This window comes from Neorhizobium sp. P1_A6 (genome assembly GCF_056406795.1).
Genome location: NZ_JBFTZM010000012.1, coordinates 92,551 through 110,419, shown reverse-complemented (window position 1 = coordinate 110,419; position 17,869 = coordinate 92,551). Strand labels below are relative to the sequence as shown.

Below are 17,869 nucleotides of genomic sequence, written 5' to 3'. Positions count from 1 at the left end.
TGAGGTTAACTGCAGGTGGCGGACGAATGAAATATTCGTAATGTTCGAGCGTGCCTGTTTCAGGCAGCTACTTTTTCAGAAGCTCTTCAATACGCGCCTGCTCCTCGGCCGAAAGCACCGCAACTGCGCGTTGGCTTGGACGGGTGCGGACGAAGACCAGTATCGCGATTGCACCGACCAGCAGTAGCAGGATGGGTGTTGCCCAGAGAATGATCGTCTTGGCACCGAGGCGCGGTTTCAGGAGCACGAATTCGCCGTAGCGGGACACGACATAATCGATCACCTGATCGTCCGTATCGCCGTTCGTCAACCGCTCCCGCACCAGCACGCGCAGGTCGCGGGCAAGCTCCGCATTGGAGTCGTCGATCGACTGGTTCTGGCACACCATACAGCGCAATTGTGCCGAAAGATTTCGGGCGCGCTGTTCGAGCACCGGGTTGGAGAGCACTTCGTCGGGGTTGACGGCGAAGGCCGGGAGGGGGGCTAGGAGAGCCAAAATCATTGCAAGAGCGACCCAGAATACCCCCCTCTGCCCTGCCGGGCATCTCCCCCTCAAGGGGGGAGATTGGCAAGACGCGTCGGCATCGCTCCGATCTCTATGTTCGCTATGGGCAAGACGTTGCAACGAGTCGATCTCCCCCCTTGAGGGGGAGATGCCCGGCAGGGCAGAGGGGGGTGACGTGCTTGAACTCCTCTTCACTCCGCTGCTGCCTCCAGCCGCGCCTTGACCGGCTTCGCCTTCCGGCTCGGCGCACCCACGCGCAACCGGCGATCCGACAGCGACACGAACCCGCCGAACATCATCACCAGGGCGCCGCCCCAGATGCAGAGGATGAAAGGCTTCCACCAGATGCGCACCACAATGCCGCCGCCGTCCATCGCGTCGCCGAGCGAGACATAGAGCTGGCTGAGCCCGAAGGTGAGGATGCCGGCCTCCGTCGTCGGCATGCGCCGCGCCGTATAGAGCCGCTTCGACGACCAGACATCCGCCACCTGGACCCCGCCGCGGCTAACGGCGAAATGGCCGCGCTGTTCTGTATAGTTCGGCCCGACCGCATCGCGCAGCCCGTCATAGGTCAGCGAATAACCACCGATATCGACGGAAGCGCCCTGCTTCATCTCGACCACCGTTTCAGTGCCGAAAGTCGTCGCCGCGAAAATTCCAAGCACCGTGACGCCGAGCCCGAAATGGGCGATCGCCGTGCCGAACACCGAACGCGGCAGGCCGGCCAGCCGCTTCAGCCCGACCGACAGCCCGACCTTGGCAAAATTGCCGCGATACCAGAGAGCGGCGAACGCACCGATCATACCCCAGAAGCCGAGCACCAGGCCGAAGATCGCCAGAACCGGCCCGCCATTCTGGATATAGAAGAAGGCAAGGCCTGCAGCCAGCGCCAGGCCGGCGAAGGCATAGAGCCGCTGCAGGGCGCCCAGGAGATCGCCGCGCTTCCAGGCGAGCACCGGCCCGAACGGCACGGCGACCAGCAGCGGCAGCATCAGCAGGCCGAAGGTCATGTTGAAGAACGGTGCCCCGACCGAGATCTTTTCGCCGGTCAGCGTTTCGAGGATCAGCGGATAGAGCGTGCCGGTCAGCACCGTCGCCGTCGCCACCGTCAGGATCAGGTTGTTGAGCACCAGCGCGCCCTCGCGCGAGATCGGCGCGAAGATGCCGCCCGCCTTCAGCATCGGCGCCCGCCAGGCAAACAGCGCGAAGGCGCCGCCGATGAAGATGCCGAGAATGCAGAGGATGAAGATGCCACGGGTCGGATCGGTCGCAAACGAATGCACCGAGGTCAGCACGCCCGACCGCACCAGGAAGGTGCCGAGCAGCGACAGCGAAAAGGTCATGATCGCCAGTAGCACGGTCCAGATCTTCAGCGCCTCGCGCTTTTCCATGACCAGCGCAGAATGAAGGAGCGCCGTGCCCGCGAGCCACGGCATGAAGGAGGCGTTCTCGACAGGATCCCAGAACCACCAGCCGCCCCAGCCGAGTTCGTAGTAAGCCCAGTAGGAGCCCATGGCGATGCCGGCGGTCAGGAAGGTCCAGGCGGCCAGCGTCCAGGGCCGCACCCAGCGGGCCCAGGCGGCATCGATGCGGCCTTCCATCAGCGCCGCAACGGCGAACGAGAAGCACACCGAGAAACCAACATAACCGAGGTAAAGAAGCGGCGGATGAACCGCCAGGCCGAAATCCTGCAGCACCGGGTTAAGGTCCTGCCCTTCGGCCGGCGCCGGGTTGAGGCGAAGGAACGGATTTGAGGTCAGGAGGATGAAGAACAGGAATGCCGTCGAGATCCAGGCCTGCACGGCCAGAACATTGGCTCGCAGCGTATCGGGCAGATTCCGCCCGAACACCGCCACCAGCGCGCTGAAGAACACCAGGATCAGCAGCCAGAGCAACATCGAACCTTCGTGATTGCCCCAGACGCCCGAGAATTTATAGATCAGCGGCATCAGAGAATGGGAATTCTCCCAGACGTTCATCACCGAGAAGTCCGAGACCACATAGGCCCAGGTCAGCACGCCGAAGGAAAAGGCGACGAGCGCGAACAGCACCAGCGCTCCGGTCGGCGCCAGCGCCATCATCGCCACGTCGCCGCGCCTTGCGCCGATCACCGGCAGGACGGAGACGAGAAGGGAAGTCGCAAGTGCCAGCACAAGCGCGTAATGGCCGATCTCGATGATCATTGCGTGACCGCTCCCTTGGCACCGCCGGATTTTCCCTGATTGGCCTGGCCCTGCTTCCCCTGGCCCTCGTTCCAGACGCCCTGCGCCTTCAGCCGGTCGGCGACTTCCTTTGGCATGTAGTTTTCGTCATGCTTGGCGAGCACGCTGTCGGCCACGAAACCATGGGATGCCGCATCGAACGCGCCTTCGGTCACCACGCCCTGGCCTTCGCGAAACAGGTCCGGCAGGATGCCCGTATAGGTGACCGGCACATTGCCGGTGCCGTCCGTCACAGTAAAGCTCACGGTCGAGCCCTGGCCGCGCTTCACCGAGCCTTCGGCCACCAGCCCGCCAAGCCTGATGCGGGTGCCGGGCTTGATGTCCGCCTTGGCAAGGTCGGCCGGCATGAAGAAATAGGCGACCGACTGGCTGAAGGCGAACATGACGAGCAGCACCGCGACGAGGATGAAGCTCATGCCGCCCGCGATCACCGCCAGCCGCTTCTGTTTGCGGGTCATTGGGCCACTCCTTCGACGGCAAGCCCCATCTCGTTGGCCAGCGCCACCAATTCTCCCGATGACGGGAACTGCTTGAGGCCGCTCTTCAACGCCGCTTCTGCCTTGGGTTTGTCTCCGAGCACGGAATAGGAGCGCACCAGCCTCACCCAGCCCTCGAGATTGTTCGGATCCTGCTTCAGCCGTTCCGCAAGGCTGTCGACCATGCCGCGGATCATCGCCTGACGATCGCCCTGCGACATGGTTTCGGCTGCCGCCACATCCGCCTGGTTCGGATTTCCCGGCGCCTGCGCCGTGTCGCGCCCAGGCACGATGGTGCCGCCGTTCTTGGCGATATGCTGGTTGACGAGCTGCATCCACGGCGCGTCGGCCGGCGAGGCTTTTGCGATCGTCTCGAACTGCGCCCTTGCTTCTGCCGCCCTGCCCGCCTGCTCCAAGCCAAGGCCGACATAGAAGCGGGAACGAGGATTGTCGGGATCGAGCTTCACGGCCTGCTCGAAGGCAGAACGCGCGTCCTCGGTGACGATCCCATCATTCGATGCGACCAGCGTTTCGCCCAGCCCCGCGAGCCTCACCGGATTGGCCCCGAGGATGCGGATCGCGTTGCGATAGGCCATTTCAGCATCGCCGAGCCGCATGGAGCGCAAATAGATCGGCGCGAGCAGGTCCCAGCCGGCACCGTCATTGGGGTTTTCGGCGAGATGCCGCTCGGCCTTGGCGACCAGCAGCGCGACATTGTTGCCGGGATTGGCAAGCCGCGCTTCGAGCGGCTGGTCCGGCAGTCCTGGATTGCCGAGCGCCAGGTAAAGACAGAGCCCAACGACGGGCGGAACCAGCGTTACGACGGCGGTGGCGAGCCGATGTTTGCGCCTCTTCGGAGCGGCAATCCCGTCGGCTTGCCCGGCACCGGCCGCAGCCAGCAGCCGGCGGCCGATCTCCGCGCGGGCATATTCGGCCTCTTGCGGCTCGATCAGGCCCTGGGCTCGGTCCCGGTCCAGTTCGGCCAGCTGGTCACGATAGACGGCGACCTCTCCGGCACGGTCAGCAGACGCTGTTTTGGTGGCTCGGGCGAAGGGCAGAATGAGGATTGCCGCAACGGCCGCCGTCAGAGCTGCGAGGATGATCCATAAAACCATAGTGGCCCATTACTGCAACGGCTCGTGCTTTCCAACAGCGCAGCCGGCGTTGACGCGAATTTGAGGCGTTTGGCCGCAAGTTCAAGCCTCATATGGGCTCAATCCGATCCGGCGGCCATGACCCATGTCAAACAGCAGCAGAGGAAATCAGGTGAGCGGCGTCCACGTGCCGTTCGAATTGCGGCAGGCAGCGCCCCGCGCCGTCATGTCGCGGCCATTCATGGTCACCGTGTGGCGATACTGGCGGCAGTTCTGGGTGCCGACCTGATAGGGAGCGTTGGCGACCACCTGGCCGTTCGCGTCGTCACCCTTCCAGGTGACTGCTTCGCCGCCGGTTGCCCCTTCCAGGGCGCGATATTCCGCCTCGAGGGCGCGTGACCGGTCGCTTGCCGAAAGCGTCGCGCCGCTCCGTCCGACGATGCCCCCCTGAAGAGCAGAAATATAGGAGGTCGAAGGCGAAGGCCGCGGCGAAAGCAGGCCGCGTGCACCTCCGGGGCCGGTTGCCGAAGTCGTGCCGCAGCCGGCCAGCAGGCCAGCAACCATAAGCGATGAAACGGTATTTCGGAGGTTCAATAATCGCATCGTGTCGGAAACCGGTCGCGGCTCGCTTTCTTCGGAAATCGTGCCGAGACTGGTCCGGTCCCGGCATGGCATCATTATGGCGTCACTGGGAAAACATACAAATCCGGCGATCGTTCAGTCTCCCGCACATTAGCAGACGATCATAGGAAGGTCCGTTCGGGCAAAGATATAGCAGGCGATCCATCCGTCCATAACCAAAGGCAGGGAATAAGCCAGCGTTGCCGATCGGCAACAGTCCCGAAGGGCTGAAGTACGAGACCTGCGACAATCAGGGGGCTTCCTTGGCGACACCCGGAAGCAGAAGTTGCGCTCTGAGGCCACCGCGCGTCCCGCGCGTCAGCTCGACCGAACCCTGATACTCGCCGGTGATCTCGCGCACGATTGAAAGTCCGAGCCCGGCGCCCGGTTTGCTCTCGTCGAGCCGCCTGCCGCGTTTCATCGCCTCGCGGATCTGATCCGGCTCCAGCCCCGGGCCGTCGTCCTCGACAGAGACCTCGACCCAGGAGCGCCGCGCAGTTTCGCCTTCGCCGGCTTGAGGGCCGGATGTCGGCGTCGCGATGATCCAGACGCCGGTCTCGCAGAAGCGCGCGGCATTTTCGAGCAGGTTGCCGATGGTCTCCTCGACGTCCTGCTGTTCCATGGCAAGCGCCACGCCCGGGGGAAAAACCGAGAGGTGGAATTCCTTTTCCGGATTGAGCCGGCGCATCACCCTGACCAAGCGCTCCAGCACAGGCTCGAGCTCTGTCCGGGCAAGCAGCGACTCGCGCTGGGCCGCGATGCGCGCCCGGTTCAGATAGGATTGCACCTGCGCCTGCATCCCCTCCGCCTGCGACCGCACCATGTCCGACTGCACCTTTTCGACGGCGCGCGATTCGTTGAGCAGAACCGCGATCGGCGTCTTCAGCGAATGGGCGAGGTTGCCGACCTGCATGCGCGCCCGCTCGACTATGCGGCGGTTGCTTTCGATCAGCGCGTTGATGTCGCTGGCAAGCGGCATGATCTCGCGCGGAAACTCGCCTTCCAGCCGTTCCGCCTCGCCGCGTCGGACCCGTTCGAGAGAGCGCCGTGCGCCGTCGAGCGGCTGCAGCCCGTAAAGGATCGCTAGGCCGTTGACGACCAGGCTGCCGAAACCGAAAACGGCAAGCGCAATGTAGAGACTGCGGGTAAAGGCCTGGATATCCTCCTCGACGACCGCGAGGTTGCCCGAGACGCGGAAGCGCGCGGCCCGGCCTTCGCCGTCGAGCACGACCTCCGTCTCGGCGACCAGGACATGGTTCTTGTAGGCGTCGATGGCCGGGTAGAAGCGCTCGTAGCGATTGTTGAAGGGCACCGCCAGGATCGACGGCACGCTGATGTTCGAAGTGCCGAGCGAGGAGGAGGAAAGCGGCGTCGCCGCAAAGGTGCCGAGCGGCTCGATGATCCAGTACCAGCCTGTTTCGGGCTGCGAGAACCGCAGGTCGCCGAGCTGCGGACTGCCGGCGAGCTTGTTGTCCTCGCCGATCGTGATCGAGTTGATGACGTTATAGAGCTGGGCGCGCAGGAGGTCGGTGAAGGCGCGTTCGGCCGATTGCCGGTAGAGCTGCGAGATGACGATCGAAATGACGACCAGAGCCAGCGCCGACCATAGCGTGGCCAGAAGCAGCACGCGGGCAGTCAGCGATCTTGGTCCGATCATCCGGAATTTAGGGCGCATCGTTTGGCGCTTGCATCCTGTAGCCGAGTCCGCGGACCGTTTCGATGAGGTCGACTCCGAGCTTCTTGCGAAGCCGGCCCACGAAAACTTCGATCGTATTGGAATCGCGGTCGAAATCCTGGTCATACATATGCTCCACAAGCTCGGTGCGGGAAACGACCTGCCCCATGTGATGCATCAGGTAGGACAGCAGCCTGAATTCGTGCGAGGTGAGCTTCAGGGCGACGCCTTCGACGCTCGCCTTGGAAGCCTTGGTGTCGAGCCGCACGGGCCCGCAGACGATTTCGGAGGATGAATGCCCCGCCGCCCGGCGGATCAGCGCCCGAACACGGGCCAGCACTTCCTCCACATGAAAGGGCTTTGCGACATAGTCGTCGGCCCCGGCATCGATGCCCGCCACCTTGTCGCTCCAGCGGTCACGGGCGGTCAGCATCAGAACCGGCATGCCCTTGCCTCCGGCACGCCATTTCTCGACGACGGTGATGCCGTCCATGACCGGCAGGCCGATATCGAGGATCACCGCGTCATAAGGCTCGGTTTCGCCCAGATAATGGCCTTCCTCGCCATCGAAGGCCTGATCGACCACATAACCCGACTCCTTCAGGGCGTCGGAGAGCTGCCGATTGAGATTGACGTCGTCTTCGACCACCAGAATGCGCATGCACCGCCCCTCGAATGATATGCCGGCGACTGATGCCGCCGACCCCGCCTTACATCGGAACCCTGACGGTCACCTTGCGCGGTCTTTGATTGCCATCGCCCTGAACGAGCACCGTCACGACGCAGGTCTGGCCATCGGAGGAGGGCTGAGCGGAAAGAAGCTCGCCGCCGGTTTCCCGCACCACACGAGACGCAGCCGACCCGCAATCGCCTGCGACGAGGACGAGATAATCACGCGCGGAGACCTTCTCCGGCACGAAGCCGGAGAAACCGGCCAGGCCGGCGGTCAATATCGCGATGATTGGCAGTCGCGCCATGGTTACAATTTCCACTCACAAGACAAACAGGATTCAAGTCCAAAGCATGTGATGGATTATGTAGCTAAAGGCGGCTGAATGGCAAATGAATGGTCCGTAACGCTTTCCTTCAGGAGGCTATTTTCCCCTGATTCCGCTCTGGGCCGAGACACGCCCATAAATCGCAAAAAGTCCGCCGGCGGCACCCGCAAGCGTCACCGCGATGTCTGCGAGATCGGCCTGCATATCCGCTCCGAGCGTAATTCCCATGACCTGCAGGAGCGCGGCGGCGACCGCGATCAATCCACCCCAGACAGTCTTCGACCGGTACCATGCCTTCATGCCGTCCATGCTTATCTCCTTGTTTCAGTTTAGAACATAACGACTGTTTCAAACGGAACGCCGAGCGGAACCGCTCGGCCCACCTGCCGGACCCGCAGCGAAAGACTTGCCAGTGGTCCACCGAAATCGGCGATCTCGTCGGCCGCCGGATAGATGAAAACCGGCCCGGCGACCTCGATCGCGCGCTTGACGGAAGCGCCGTCGAGAAGCTCCAGCCGGTAACCTTCGACCGGCTCGTCCAGCGGGATTTCCGCGCTGTCCCAGCCGTCCGCCTCGATCCTTCCGCGCCTCACCCAGGTCAGCCGGACATTGCCGGTCGCCTGCCGTTCTGCGCGGACATGCACCGGCGATAACGGCGTTTCGGCACGCACACCGCCCGAAAAGACATGCGGGCCGAACCGTCCGCCCGTCTGCCCTAAGCTTTCCGCCAGCCAATTCAGGGCAAGGCCGCGTTCGTCCGCCGCAAGCCCCAGCGGCACCACCGCCTCATCGAGTACGACGACGGCAACCCCTGAAGCCGCGCCGGCCCGCATGGCGTCCTCGGTCCCCGCCAGCCCGCGCAACAGGTTCGACAGACGCCAGCGGTTAGGGCTGATCTCCTCGGCATCGGCAAAGCCGATCACCTCCCAGACGCCGCTATCCGCCTTCACCGCGATCCGGTTTTCGCCGTTCAGTACGGCCTGCTCGTCCGCCGACGACAGCCCGCCGAAAAACAGTTCGATCTCGATCGTCCGGCCACGATCGAAGCGCCCGGCAATACCGCCGGTCAGCGACGCGGCCAGAACGCCCAACCTCGCCGGCCGGTCGAGCGCGGCCCGCGTGCGATATCCTTCCGTCGTCACGGAGGAGGACAGTGCCATCCGCCGCCATGGCCGGCAAAAACCTGCGACCCGGGCAAAGCTCGCCGCCTCGCCGGGCGCGAATCGTGGCAGATCGAGAAGATGCAGGATCGGCGCAAATGCGTCGGAGACAGCGCGGCCGCCATTCCTGTGCCCCGCGTCAGCGGCGTAGTTCGATGGCGCGAGCGGCGCGTGGTGCCGTGCGTCGATCCGCCGCACCGCCCCCTCCTCGATCCGCTCGACGATAAAGGTCCCATCTGGCCCGGCCCCATCCGGCAAAACCAGCCGCACCGCATCCCCGGGCTCGACCGCGACATCGGCCGGCGAGAGCCCAAAACTCAGCGACCGTTTCGCAATCCTGTGGGTACGCAGCAGCGTCTCGACGGCATCGAGCGACGTCTCCTCCGGCAGCACGGCGGGCAGATCGTAGCTCAGGATACGCTGGCTTTCCGCCCGTGCCCGCCGCGACCGCACGCCCGACTGCTCGTAATCGAGCCGTGGATTGTAGGAGGTCAGCACCGCCTCCGCCGCAAAATCGCTGTCGTGCCCACGGTTTTCAGACCAGAGGGCCTCATCCTCGGTATCCGCGACGACGGTAATCTCCTTTGCCGCCAGGCTGACCTTCAGGCGCGACCGGAAACTCAGCCTCCCGCCGTCTTCCGCCACATCCACCTGAAACACCTCGAGCAGGGGTTCCAGAAGCGCCCGCGCAGAGGTCACCTCGCCCTGCACATAACCGGTCAGGTCGCCACTCACTTCGGAAACGTCGAAATCCTCAAAACCGTGCTCTGTCAGGATCGCGGCGATCGCATCGGCGAGCGTCGTTGCACCCAGCCTGCCGTTCAGCCAATGGCCGGCGCGCCAGTTACCGCCATCGCTCCAGGCCGAAAGATCGCCGGGAAAGGCCGGAACAGGCCTGGCATCCCAGGTCCAGACAAACACGTGGTCCGGGTCGACCATGCCGTCCGGCGCCGCATGGCCCTGCCACCAGCCATGATGCGCTTCCAGGAGCCGCCGCTGCATGCTGTCGGACCGCCCGCCACTCGAATAATACGGCAGCGCGCTTTCGGCCGATTTCGGATCGATGAAGACGTTCGGCTGATTGGCGCCCTTGTCGACCGCCGGACACCCCAGTTCGGTAAACCAGATCGGCTTCATGCCGGGCACCCAGGCCGTCGGCGTTATATTCTCGGCACCGCCCACACGGTCATGATGCTTGTTCGACCACCAGCCCAAGAGGTCCTTGTAACGATAGACCCACGGCTTGCCCGCCAGCCCATCCGAAATTGGCGATCGCAGCCGGTTCCGCCGGTCTGCATCGCTCGCATAATACCAGTCGAAACCCTCGCCGGCGGCGATCTGCGCAGCCATCGCTTGGGCATCATCCGCGAGCCGAAAAACATCCGGATTGTCCGCGACAAGATCCTCGTCGCGCCAATCGGCGAGCGGCATATAGTTGTCGATGCCGACCGCATCGATATCCGTCGAAGCCCAGAGCGGATCGAGATGGAAATGCACCTCGCCCGAACCGTCCTGCGGGTGATAGCCGAAATATTCACTCCAGTCCGCGCCGTAGGTGAGTTTCGTCCCCGGCCCGATGACTGCCCGCACATCCGCCGCAAGCCCAACCAGTTGCCGCACGAAAGGAAACGCTCCCGTCTCGTCGCGCAATTGCGTTAGCCCGCGCAGTTCCGAGCCGAGGATGAAGCCGTCGACCCCGCCCGTGGCTGCCGCCAGGCTGGCATAATGTAGCACCATGCGCCGGTATCCCTCGGAACCGGCGCTGAAAACCTGTACTTGCGCCCGCGCATCCGCGGTCTTATCCGCCGACGCCGGGAAACAGGTGATCCGCCCCCGCCAGGGAAAGGCCGCTTGTTCCGTCCCGCCATAAGGGTCCGGCAGGCCATTGCCGGGCGGAATATCCATCATCACGAACGGATAGAGATAGACCTTCAGTCCACGCGCCCTGAGATCGGTGATTGCCTGCGCCACGCTCGCGTCGCTCGGCGTCCCGCCGAAAGCCGGCCCGCCGTCCTGGCTCACCAGATGCGCATCGCCGCGCGACATGCCGGCCACCGACCACTCCGCGCTTTCCTCCCGTCGCTCGGGCACCTCGACGCCCGGCACGATGCGGCAATGCCCTGCCCTGAGGTCCGTTCCGAACCAGGAGACCACCAGCGCCACCCGTTCGAGGTTGGGGCAGAGCGCCTGCAACTCATCGAGCGACGCCTGCCAGTCGGTGCCGGCCGCCAGCGTATGGCGATTGAGAATGCGCCCGCTGCCCTCGCCGGTCTTCTCCGTCACCGGCACAGTTGCATAACCATGCTCCGTCGCGCCCGGCGTGACCGTCACGGCGCGTATCTGATGTTCGAGCCTGCCGACCGGCCGCAGCACCTCGAACTGCAGGAGCGGGATGCGATTGCCGAAACTGTCGAGCGGCAGCCGTTCGAACACGACATAGGCCAGCCCGCGATAGGCTGGCGCATTGCCCTCGCCCTGCTTCGCCTCGATCAGCGGATCGGGCAATTGCTCCCCGTCGCCACGGTAGACCCGCATCTCGATTGCCGTCAGATCGAGCTCACGTCCATCGGCCCAGACCCGCCGCACGCCGGCGATCGGCCCCTCGCAGAGCCCGACCGCGAGGTTTGCGAAATAGCGGAACGTCTCCACCCGCGGACTGCTGGTCGCCTTGCCGCCGGAGCGCTCGCGCGTCACCTCTTCCTCGAAACGCGTCGCCCAGATCAGCGTGCCGCCGATCCGCGCCGTCCCGTAGATGCGGTTGATCGCCGTTCCTTCATCAGCACCCGGAATGCGTGCAGTCGCAAGACGCGGCCCGGAGATGGTCGTGCCGCTGCCGCCGATCAGCGCCCGATCGACCATGCTGCCGGCCAGCGCCCCTGCCGCCCGCCCGATGATCGCACCGACCGGACCGAACACACTGCCGAGCGCCGCACCCGCCGCCTGGAAAAGGATAGTGGCCATGGAAATACCTCGCCGCCGCCCAGCGCTGCCACTGGATGCTCGCTCAGATTGTGATAGCGTCAGGAAATTCGGGAGCAGAAGCAGCACGCGCCGCGCCAGCCGGCGTATCGGCGAGGATAGGCCGCGCCGACCCAGGCAAGGGCCTTGCTCTCGAAAATGGAGGTAATGTTTATGAGGCTCAGGCCGATTGGCATTACGCTTATCTTGAAGATGACCCGGACGGGCTGGTCTATAGCCGTCCGGATCGATTTCAACAGATAAGCAAAACGGTGGGCGGGGTAGCAGCCCCGCTCACCACTCCAGAAACATATTCCAAACGGCATTTCTTTTCAATGACACGCCGAAGGAAACCGGTGCACCCCCGCAACCCGTCGCCGCCACGATGGTACCAAGGCCGAACGCGTCACCGCCGACTGCTCATAGGCGTGGATGAAATGCTGCCGCCCGGCCAACACCCCGGCATGTTTGGCCGCGCAATCCGGCCGCCAGCGGAACAGCAGGACATCTCCCTGCTCCGCCTCAGCCAACGGCACGCTCGGCCCGAAGAGCCGCGCGGCCGCGTCCGCAAGCCGGTCTTCACCGCTCCGCTCCGCCCAATCGGGCGCATAGGCGGGCACCGTCTCCGGCTCCTCGCCGTAAAGCTCGCGCCAGATCCCGCGGATGAGCCCGATGCAATCGCAGCCGACGCCCCTCGTAGCGCCCTGATGTCGATAGGGCGTGCCTATCCATCCCTCGGCCAGTGCCACGACCCGCTCGCTTTGCCCGCTCATTCGAAGATCGGGCCGCCGTCATGGACCCGCTCCCCATCGACATAGGAATAGGCAAAATCGGCGCCGGGAACATGCGGAAAACCGCGGAAATTCAGATGGTTCGCAAAGCGCGCCTTGCAGGTTGCAAACGACTTGTCGCATCCCGCGGTCAGCGTAAACGTGTGGCCCGCCGCAACCGGCTCCTCCAGCGGCAGCCAGAAAGTCAGCTCCACCGAACCGTCCGACCTCTTCTCGTGCGCGTCGACATCGACCGCCACGCCGTCCGGAAACGTCAGCACGCCGTGGCGGAAAAACCCGCTCGCGAAACCACCGAGCCCCGAGACGACAATCCGGCTGGCATCCTTCACCGCGATCACCGCCCCTTCGCCGCGCCACAGGGCCAGGTCTACGCCGCAGCGCGTATCCCCGAGGCTCGCGTCGCAGCGTCGGTTGTAGACGCGCCCCTGCGGCTGGCTCAGCCGATGCGCCAGACTGCGCAGCTCTGCGCGAAACTGACCGCCGGTGCGGGAAACCTCGCCGATCTCCCGCACGTTCAAAAGCACGTTCTGGTCCGGCGCCGCCCAATTGACGAGAAACAGTTCCACCCGCGCACCGTCATATCTGCCGGTCGCCAGATCCTGCTCGCCAATCGCCGCATTTGAAAAGCCACCGACGACCTCGTCGGCGCTTGCGGAAAGTCCCGTTGCCGCCTCCGCCTCGCTTGCCGAAAACCCGCTTGCCGCCAGGAAGGTCGTGCCGCCGAATATCAGGTCATGGTCGTGTTCGCTAAAACCCAGGATCACGCCGTCGCGCCGCGTCACCCGCCATGCGTGACAGGTGGTCGTTGCCTCCTGCGCCAGATGCTCGGCCAGATCCGCCGGTATGGTTCTCATGCCAAAACCTCCGTTAGCGGAATGGTCGGGATGCGCCCGGCATCGAAATGGGCGAGATTGACGTCGATCCGGTCGGTATCGAACCGCACCGGCACGTCGAATTCGTAACCCGCCCGTACCGCCGCGCCGACCGCCGGAACATGGCCGGCGGCAAAAGTGACGATCCCCGTCGCCGCTTCGACGGACCAGACCTCCGCCGGTACTGCGACGCCGTCCACCGACACCACGACCGAGCCTGTGACCGGCTTGGCGATCCGCCTCGTCCAGCTGCCACCGCCATCCGCATAGGTCTTGACGAGCTGGAACGTCGCGGTCTCCCCGTCGCCCGTGCCGATCGCCTGGTCGATCGCCGATACCGCCTCGCCCGGCGCGCAGGATTTCCAGTCGACCGGATCGCGGAACCGGAAGCCGTAAAGCTGCCCGCCCCGCGCCTCGAAAAATTCCAGAACCCCATAAAGATCGGCGAGCGACTTCACCCCCGAACCGGCATCATAGCTGCGCCTTGAATCCCGCCAGCGCTGGTTACGCTGCTCGCGCCCGTTGGAAAGATTGATGATATCGGTGCGCCGCACCGGCCCGCCGGTTGCCCCGAGCGCCAGGCGCAACGGGAACCGAACCTCGTGAAAACCGCTCATCTCATCCTCGCAACATCATCGTCACAGGCCACGCCGACCGCGCGAAACGCTGCGCGCCAGCATGGCGGAAATCTGCCCTTCGCTTTTGCGAAAGCTCGCGGCATCGCTCGCCGTCACGTTGAAGACGATCTGGGGCGTGGCCCCACCCGCCGACGCAACCCCGAGCGCGCCATCCGGCCCGCGTCTGAGCGGCAGGATCGCTTCCGCGCCGGCCTCGCCCATCAGGCCCATATCACCGCCCATCGGGAAGAAGCTTGGAGAGCGCACCACGCCGCCGTCGGCAAACGGCGTCACAGATCCCACCAGTCCGCCGATCGCATTACCCAGCATGTTTTCGAGCGGCTTCAACCCGGCCGCCAGCGCGATGTCCGAAAGCCGGTTGCCGAGCCCCTTGAGTACGTCCTCGAGCCCGCGCCCGCCCGTCGTCGCGGATCTGAGGGCCCCGGTCAGTGCGGCCCCGAAGCGCTGCGAGCGGACTTCGAGATCCGCCATCACGCCGGTCAGCGCCTCCGCACCGGAGAGCGTGCCGGCCAAACTATTGTCGTCTTCCATTGTGGACTCCCGTTTCGTCGCCGCGGTCCTTCATAGGAAATCTTGCAAGATACGCCCCTCATCCGGCTGCCGCCACGGGGAGAAGGACGCAAGTCGCGCCGACCTTGCCCAATCACGGGCAACACGCAAGGCACGTCCCCTCTCCCCGTCAAAACGGGGAGAGGGTTAGGGTGAGGGGCAATTTTGGACGCAACGCCAACTGACAGAAACAAGACGAGCGGCAGACTCACTCATCCGGAAATGCCCGCATCAGCGCGTCCAGCCCCGCTCTCTCGATTTCAGCGCCACGTCCCTTCAGCCCGCCGGTCATGGCAAAAAACTCGACTGGCGTCAGCGCCCAGAAATCCCTCGGCGGAAGCCGCAGCAGGCAGAGGCCGGCATGCATCACCGTTCCCCAAGGAAACGGCTCAAGCCTCGCCTCTTCGATCGCAGTGTCGGGAACCCCTATTGCGATCGCTCCGATTCCCGCTGCGGCCCTCAAGGGTTTGCCGTGGCCTTCCCGCCCGGCTCCGCAAACGTCGCGGCCAGCAGATCCCCGACAATCTGCGCATAGGCTAAAATTCCGCCCTCGATGCTCATCGCCGCCACCTCATCGTCGGAGAAGAGATTGCCGCCGCCGCGCAGGCCGGCACCGATCAGACGGATCATGTCCGCCGCCTTCAGCCGCCCGGAGGAAAACCGGTCCGCCAGCCCGTTGAGGTCGCCGGCTGCAAATGCCGTTTCCAGCTCCGCCAGCGCGCCAAGCGTCAGGCAAAGAATGCGGCGCTCGCCGCCGATCACCGTCTCGATCTCGCCGCGCCTGCGGTTCGCGTGTCCGCCCGCCATCACAGCACTCCGAAGGTCAGGCTGCCGGCCGATTCCAGTGCCAGTTCAAAGCGGATCTCGCCATTGTGCTCGCCGGAATATTCGAGCGCCGTCACCTGGAACGGTCCGCTCACCGTGCCGAAGGCCGGGATCAGGATCTGCCAGGCCAGAATGCTGCCGGCAAAAAACGCAGCCCGTACCAGCGCATCGCTTTCCTGGTCCTTGAAAATGCCGGCGCCGGTCAGCGAAGCGCGCTGCACGCCGGCGCCGCCCAGCAACTCGCGCCAACGCCCGGCGCTTTCGGCATCGGTGATGTCGACGGTCTCGGCATTGAAGGCGAGGCGCTTCGAGCGCAGCCCCGCCACCGTCAGGAACGCGCCGTCATTGTCGATCTTCAGGAGCAGGTCCTTGCCCTTCTGCGCCACCATGTGGAAGTCCTTTCCGCTGTTGTCCGTTTGTCGCTTCCGCACCGTAAAAAGCGGTGCTAGAGCATCGGGCGCTCAACCATCCCTTTCGCGAATGCCTCCCGCCGCCATGCCCAAAATCCTCCCGCTGCGCTCGGCGCAGACGATCGCCGTGCTCGCCGTCACCCAGATCATTTCCTGGGGCACGACCTTCGATATGCTCGGGGTCATGGGCCGCATCGTCGCGCCGGAACTTAATCTTCCGAACGAGGTCGTGTTCTTCGGCCTGTCGATCATGATGCTGGTCAGTGCGCTTGCCGGTCCCGCGACCGGGCGGCTGCTCGGTCGCCATGGCGCCGCAAACGTCATGGCGAGCGCGTCCGTCATCTTCGCGATCGGCCTCACGCTGCTCGCGAGCGCTCACGAAATCCTGGTTTACGGGCTCGCGTGGATTGTGATCGGCATCGGCGGCGCGCTCGGCCTGTCAGCGCCGGCCTATACGGCGGTCGTCGAGCGCGAGGGGCTGGGCGGCAAGCGCATCATCGCCATCCTGATGCTGTTCACCGGCCTTTCGGCGACTATTTTCTGGCCGGTCTTGGCGCTGATGAACGATCTCGTCGGCTGGCGGATGACGTTCGTATTCTCAGCCATGCTGCAGCTCTTCATCTGCCTGCCGCTCTATCTGTTCGGCCTTCCCAAACCGATCGACCGCAACGAGCAAACACAGGCCACGGATACGGTTCCTGTCGATTTCACGCCGCCGGAACGCCGTCGCGCCTTCTTCCTGGTGGCGGCGGCAACGGCGATCAGCTCGTTCATCAGCTTCGGCCTGTCGCCCTCGCTGCTGGCCCTGCTGCAACAGGCCGGCGCCTCGCCGGCGCTTGCCCTGCAGCTCGGCTCGGCGCGCGGCGCGATCGGCGTGTCCGCCCGCTTCGTCGACATGGCGCTTGGCCGACGCGGCAATGCGCTGCTCACGTCGCTCGTCGGCACCGGACTGGTTCTCTTCAGTTTCGTGCTCGCCGCGACCGTCACGTCCTCGGCCCCGGTCCTGGTGGTGTTCATGGTGCTCTATGGCTTCGGCACCGGCGTGCTCGCGGTCGCCCGCGCGCTCCTGCCGCTGTCGCTGTTTTCGCCCCGCGAATTCGGCCTGCAATCGGCCCGCCTGTCGATGCCGCAGAACCTTGCCAATGCCGCCGCGCCGGTCATCTTCACCGCCCTCCTCGACCGCGTCGGCGCCACCGCCGCGCTGGTGACCGGCGCCGTGCTCTCGGCAATCTCGCTGGTATTGGTGCTGATGCTGGTGGGGCTGGTGCGGAACGCGAATGCGCGGAGCCGCCTAGTTGCTGATCGAAGCCAGGATATCCTTGACCGGTAATAGCAAGGTCCGGTCCAGTCCCTTGGCCTGGCGGAAACCGTATCTGAGGTAAAACCTTGTTGCCTCATCGTCGAGCGCATGAACCATCACTGCCCGGAACGCCACCACTTCAGAGGTCGCAACCACGGCCAACAGAGCATTCTTCAGCAGTTCGCCGCCCAGCCCTTGTCCATGATGCCTCCGGTCCACCGCAAGCCGAGCCAGCAGAGCCACAGGGATCTCGCCCGGCGCCTGATGGCCCTTGACCTGACGGGGCGCTTTTTCACGCGAAATCATGCCGGCGCAAAGCGAGTGGTAACCGACCACCCGAAAATCGGCGTCGGCAATCACGAAGGTCCGTGTGTAACCCTGCACCTGATTGTGAAGCGCCATCTCCTTCAGGAAGGCATCGAGCACCGGTTTGCCGCTGTCGAACTCTCCAAGATGATGATGCTCACTCAGCGGGGCCGGTTTGCGGTACATGGCCTCAATCGAGCCATTCGCGGTTCGACTTCAGCAGAGCCGAGAGTTTCTCATTGACCTGAGCAGGCTGGCCAAGCAGATCCTCGACGGCATCGAAGACAGTCGCGTCGATACCTATGAAGCGCTGGTCCAAAAGCTCCTTCTGGGCCGTTGCAAAGGCCGCTTCCGTCATGAATGCTGTCAGCGACTTACCGGAAATCTCCGCCGCGCGGGCAATCACGTCCCGCGTGCCGGCATCGATCCGCAAATTGATCGTTTCGCTTTTTCGAAGAGCTACCATTGC

At 64.5% G+C, this 17,869-nt stretch carries 20 protein-coding genes; 1 reads left to right on the top strand and 19 read right to left on the bottom strand.

Going from position 1 to position 17,869, the window contains the following annotated elements; all coding sequences use genetic code 11:
* Positions 1-67: 67 nt before the first annotated feature.
* The 17 genes from AC1D3C_RS22745 to AC1D3C_RS22665 all read right to left on the bottom strand — a co-directional run bounded on the left by AC1D3C_RS22745 (position 68) and on the right by AC1D3C_RS22665 (position 15,773).
* Positions 68-502, bottom strand: a complete 435-nt coding sequence (locus AC1D3C_RS22745) for a cytochrome c-type biogenesis protein (RefSeq protein WP_038541338.1) — start codon at positions 500-502, stop codon at positions 68-70.
* Positions 503-696: 194 nt separating this feature from the next.
* A complete protein-coding gene (locus tag AC1D3C_RS22740; protein WP_477484444.1) occupies positions 697-2,688 on the bottom strand; it encodes a heme lyase CcmF/NrfE family subunit in 1,992 nt (663 codons plus the stop codon).
* The gene (gene ccmE / locus AC1D3C_RS22735; protein WP_477484443.1) at positions 2,685-3,185 is read right to left on the bottom strand and encodes a cytochrome c maturation protein CcmE; all 501 of its coding nucleotides are present in this window, start codon (positions 3,183-3,185) and stop codon (positions 2,685-2,687) included. The genes AC1D3C_RS22740 and ccmE overlap by 4 nt, the downstream gene beginning before the upstream one ends.
* A complete protein-coding gene (ccmI, locus tag AC1D3C_RS22730; RefSeq protein ID WP_477484442.1) occupies positions 3,182-4,318 on the bottom strand; it encodes a c-type cytochrome biogenesis protein CcmI in 1,137 nt (378 codons plus the stop codon). The genes ccmE and ccmI overlap by 4 nt, the downstream gene beginning before the upstream one ends.
* A 147-nt stretch (positions 4,319-4,465) precedes the next feature.
* On the bottom strand, positions 4,466-4,900 hold the full coding sequence (locus AC1D3C_RS22725) for a membrane protein (protein ID WP_038548951.1): 435 nt from the start codon (positions 4,898-4,900) through the stop codon (positions 4,466-4,468).
* A 268-nt stretch (positions 4,901-5,168) separates the two neighbouring features.
* A complete protein-coding gene (locus AC1D3C_RS22720; RefSeq protein WP_477484441.1) occupies positions 5,169-6,593 on the bottom strand; it encodes an ATP-binding protein in 1,425 nt (474 codons plus the stop codon).
* A complete protein-coding gene (locus AC1D3C_RS22715) occupies positions 6,583-7,254 on the bottom strand; it encodes a response regulator transcription factor (protein WP_046628321.1) in 672 nt (223 codons plus the stop codon). Before AC1D3C_RS22715 ends, AC1D3C_RS22720 begins: the two co-directional genes overlap by 11 nt.
* Positions 7,255-7,303: 49 nt before the next feature.
* Entirely contained in the window at positions 7,304-7,570 is a 267-nt protein-coding gene (locus AC1D3C_RS22710) for a hypothetical protein (protein ID WP_038541320.1), read from the bottom strand.
* Positions 7,571-7,687: 117 nt separating this feature from the next.
* Positions 7,688-7,900: a hypothetical protein gene (locus AC1D3C_RS22705; protein WP_477484440.1), complete on the bottom strand. Its 213-nt coding sequence runs from the start codon at positions 7,898-7,900 to the stop codon at positions 7,688-7,690.
* Between the two features lie 20 nt (positions 7,901-7,920).
* Positions 7,921-11,712 (bottom strand): baseplate multidomain protein megatron, encoded by a 3,792-nt coding sequence (locus tag AC1D3C_RS22700; protein ID WP_477484439.1) that lies wholly within the window; start codon positions 11,710-11,712, stop codon positions 7,921-7,923.
* Positions 11,713-12,041: 329 nt separating this feature from the next.
* A complete protein-coding gene (locus AC1D3C_RS22695; protein ID WP_477484438.1) occupies positions 12,042-12,482 on the bottom strand; it encodes an NlpC/P60 family protein in 441 nt (146 codons plus the stop codon).
* Positions 12,479-13,354 (bottom strand): DUF2163 domain-containing protein, encoded by an 876-nt coding sequence (locus AC1D3C_RS22690; protein WP_477484437.1) that lies wholly within the window; start codon positions 13,352-13,354, stop codon positions 12,479-12,481. The genes AC1D3C_RS22695 and AC1D3C_RS22690 overlap by 4 nt, the downstream gene beginning before the upstream one ends.
* Positions 13,351-13,989 carry a phage distal tail protein, Rcc01695 family gene (locus AC1D3C_RS22685; RefSeq protein ID WP_477484436.1) on the bottom strand — a complete coding sequence of 213 codons (639 nt, stop codon included), beginning with the start codon at positions 13,987-13,989 and terminating at the stop codon, positions 13,351-13,353. Before AC1D3C_RS22685 ends, AC1D3C_RS22690 begins: the two co-directional genes overlap by 4 nt.
* A gap of 21 nt (positions 13,990-14,010) precedes the next feature.
* Positions 14,011-14,541 carry a phage tail tape measure protein gene (locus AC1D3C_RS22680; protein ID WP_477484435.1) on the bottom strand — a complete coding sequence of 177 codons (531 nt, stop codon included), beginning with the start codon at positions 14,539-14,541 and terminating at the stop codon, positions 14,011-14,013.
* A gap of 226 nt (positions 14,542-14,767) precedes the next feature.
* The gene (locus AC1D3C_RS22675) at positions 14,768-14,968 is read right to left on the bottom strand and encodes a rcc01693 family protein (RefSeq protein ID WP_477484480.1); all 201 of its coding nucleotides are present in this window, start codon (positions 14,966-14,968) and stop codon (positions 14,768-14,770) included.
* Positions 14,969-15,018: 50 nt separating this feature from the next.
* The gene (locus AC1D3C_RS22670; RefSeq protein WP_247139142.1) at positions 15,019-15,366 is read right to left on the bottom strand and encodes a gene transfer agent family protein; all 348 of its coding nucleotides are present in this window, start codon (positions 15,364-15,366) and stop codon (positions 15,019-15,021) included.
* Positions 15,366-15,773 (bottom strand): phage major tail protein, TP901-1 family, encoded by a 408-nt coding sequence (locus AC1D3C_RS22665; RefSeq protein ID WP_477484434.1) that lies wholly within the window; start codon positions 15,771-15,773, stop codon positions 15,366-15,368. The genes AC1D3C_RS22670 and AC1D3C_RS22665 overlap by 1 nt, the downstream gene beginning before the upstream one ends.
* 106 nt (positions 15,774-15,879) lie before the next feature.
* On the opposite strand from AC1D3C_RS22665, the gene AC1D3C_RS22660 reads away from it, so the two are divergent.
* Positions 15,880-17,124: an MFS transporter gene (locus AC1D3C_RS22660; protein ID WP_477484433.1), complete on the top strand. Its 1,245-nt coding sequence runs from the start codon at positions 15,880-15,882 to the stop codon at positions 17,122-17,124.
* On the opposite strand, the gene AC1D3C_RS22655 is transcribed toward AC1D3C_RS22660, so the two are convergent.
* Positions 17,086-17,586, bottom strand: a complete 501-nt coding sequence (locus AC1D3C_RS22655; RefSeq protein ID WP_247139153.1) for a GNAT family N-acetyltransferase — start codon at positions 17,584-17,586, stop codon at positions 17,086-17,088. The genes AC1D3C_RS22660 and AC1D3C_RS22655 overlap by 39 nt on opposite strands.
* 4 nt (positions 17,587-17,590) lie before the next feature.
* Positions 17,591-17,866: a type II toxin-antitoxin system TacA family antitoxin gene (locus AC1D3C_RS22650; protein ID WP_477484432.1), complete on the bottom strand. Its 276-nt coding sequence runs from the start codon at positions 17,864-17,866 to the stop codon at positions 17,591-17,593.
* Positions 17,867-17,869: the final 3 nt, after the last annotated feature.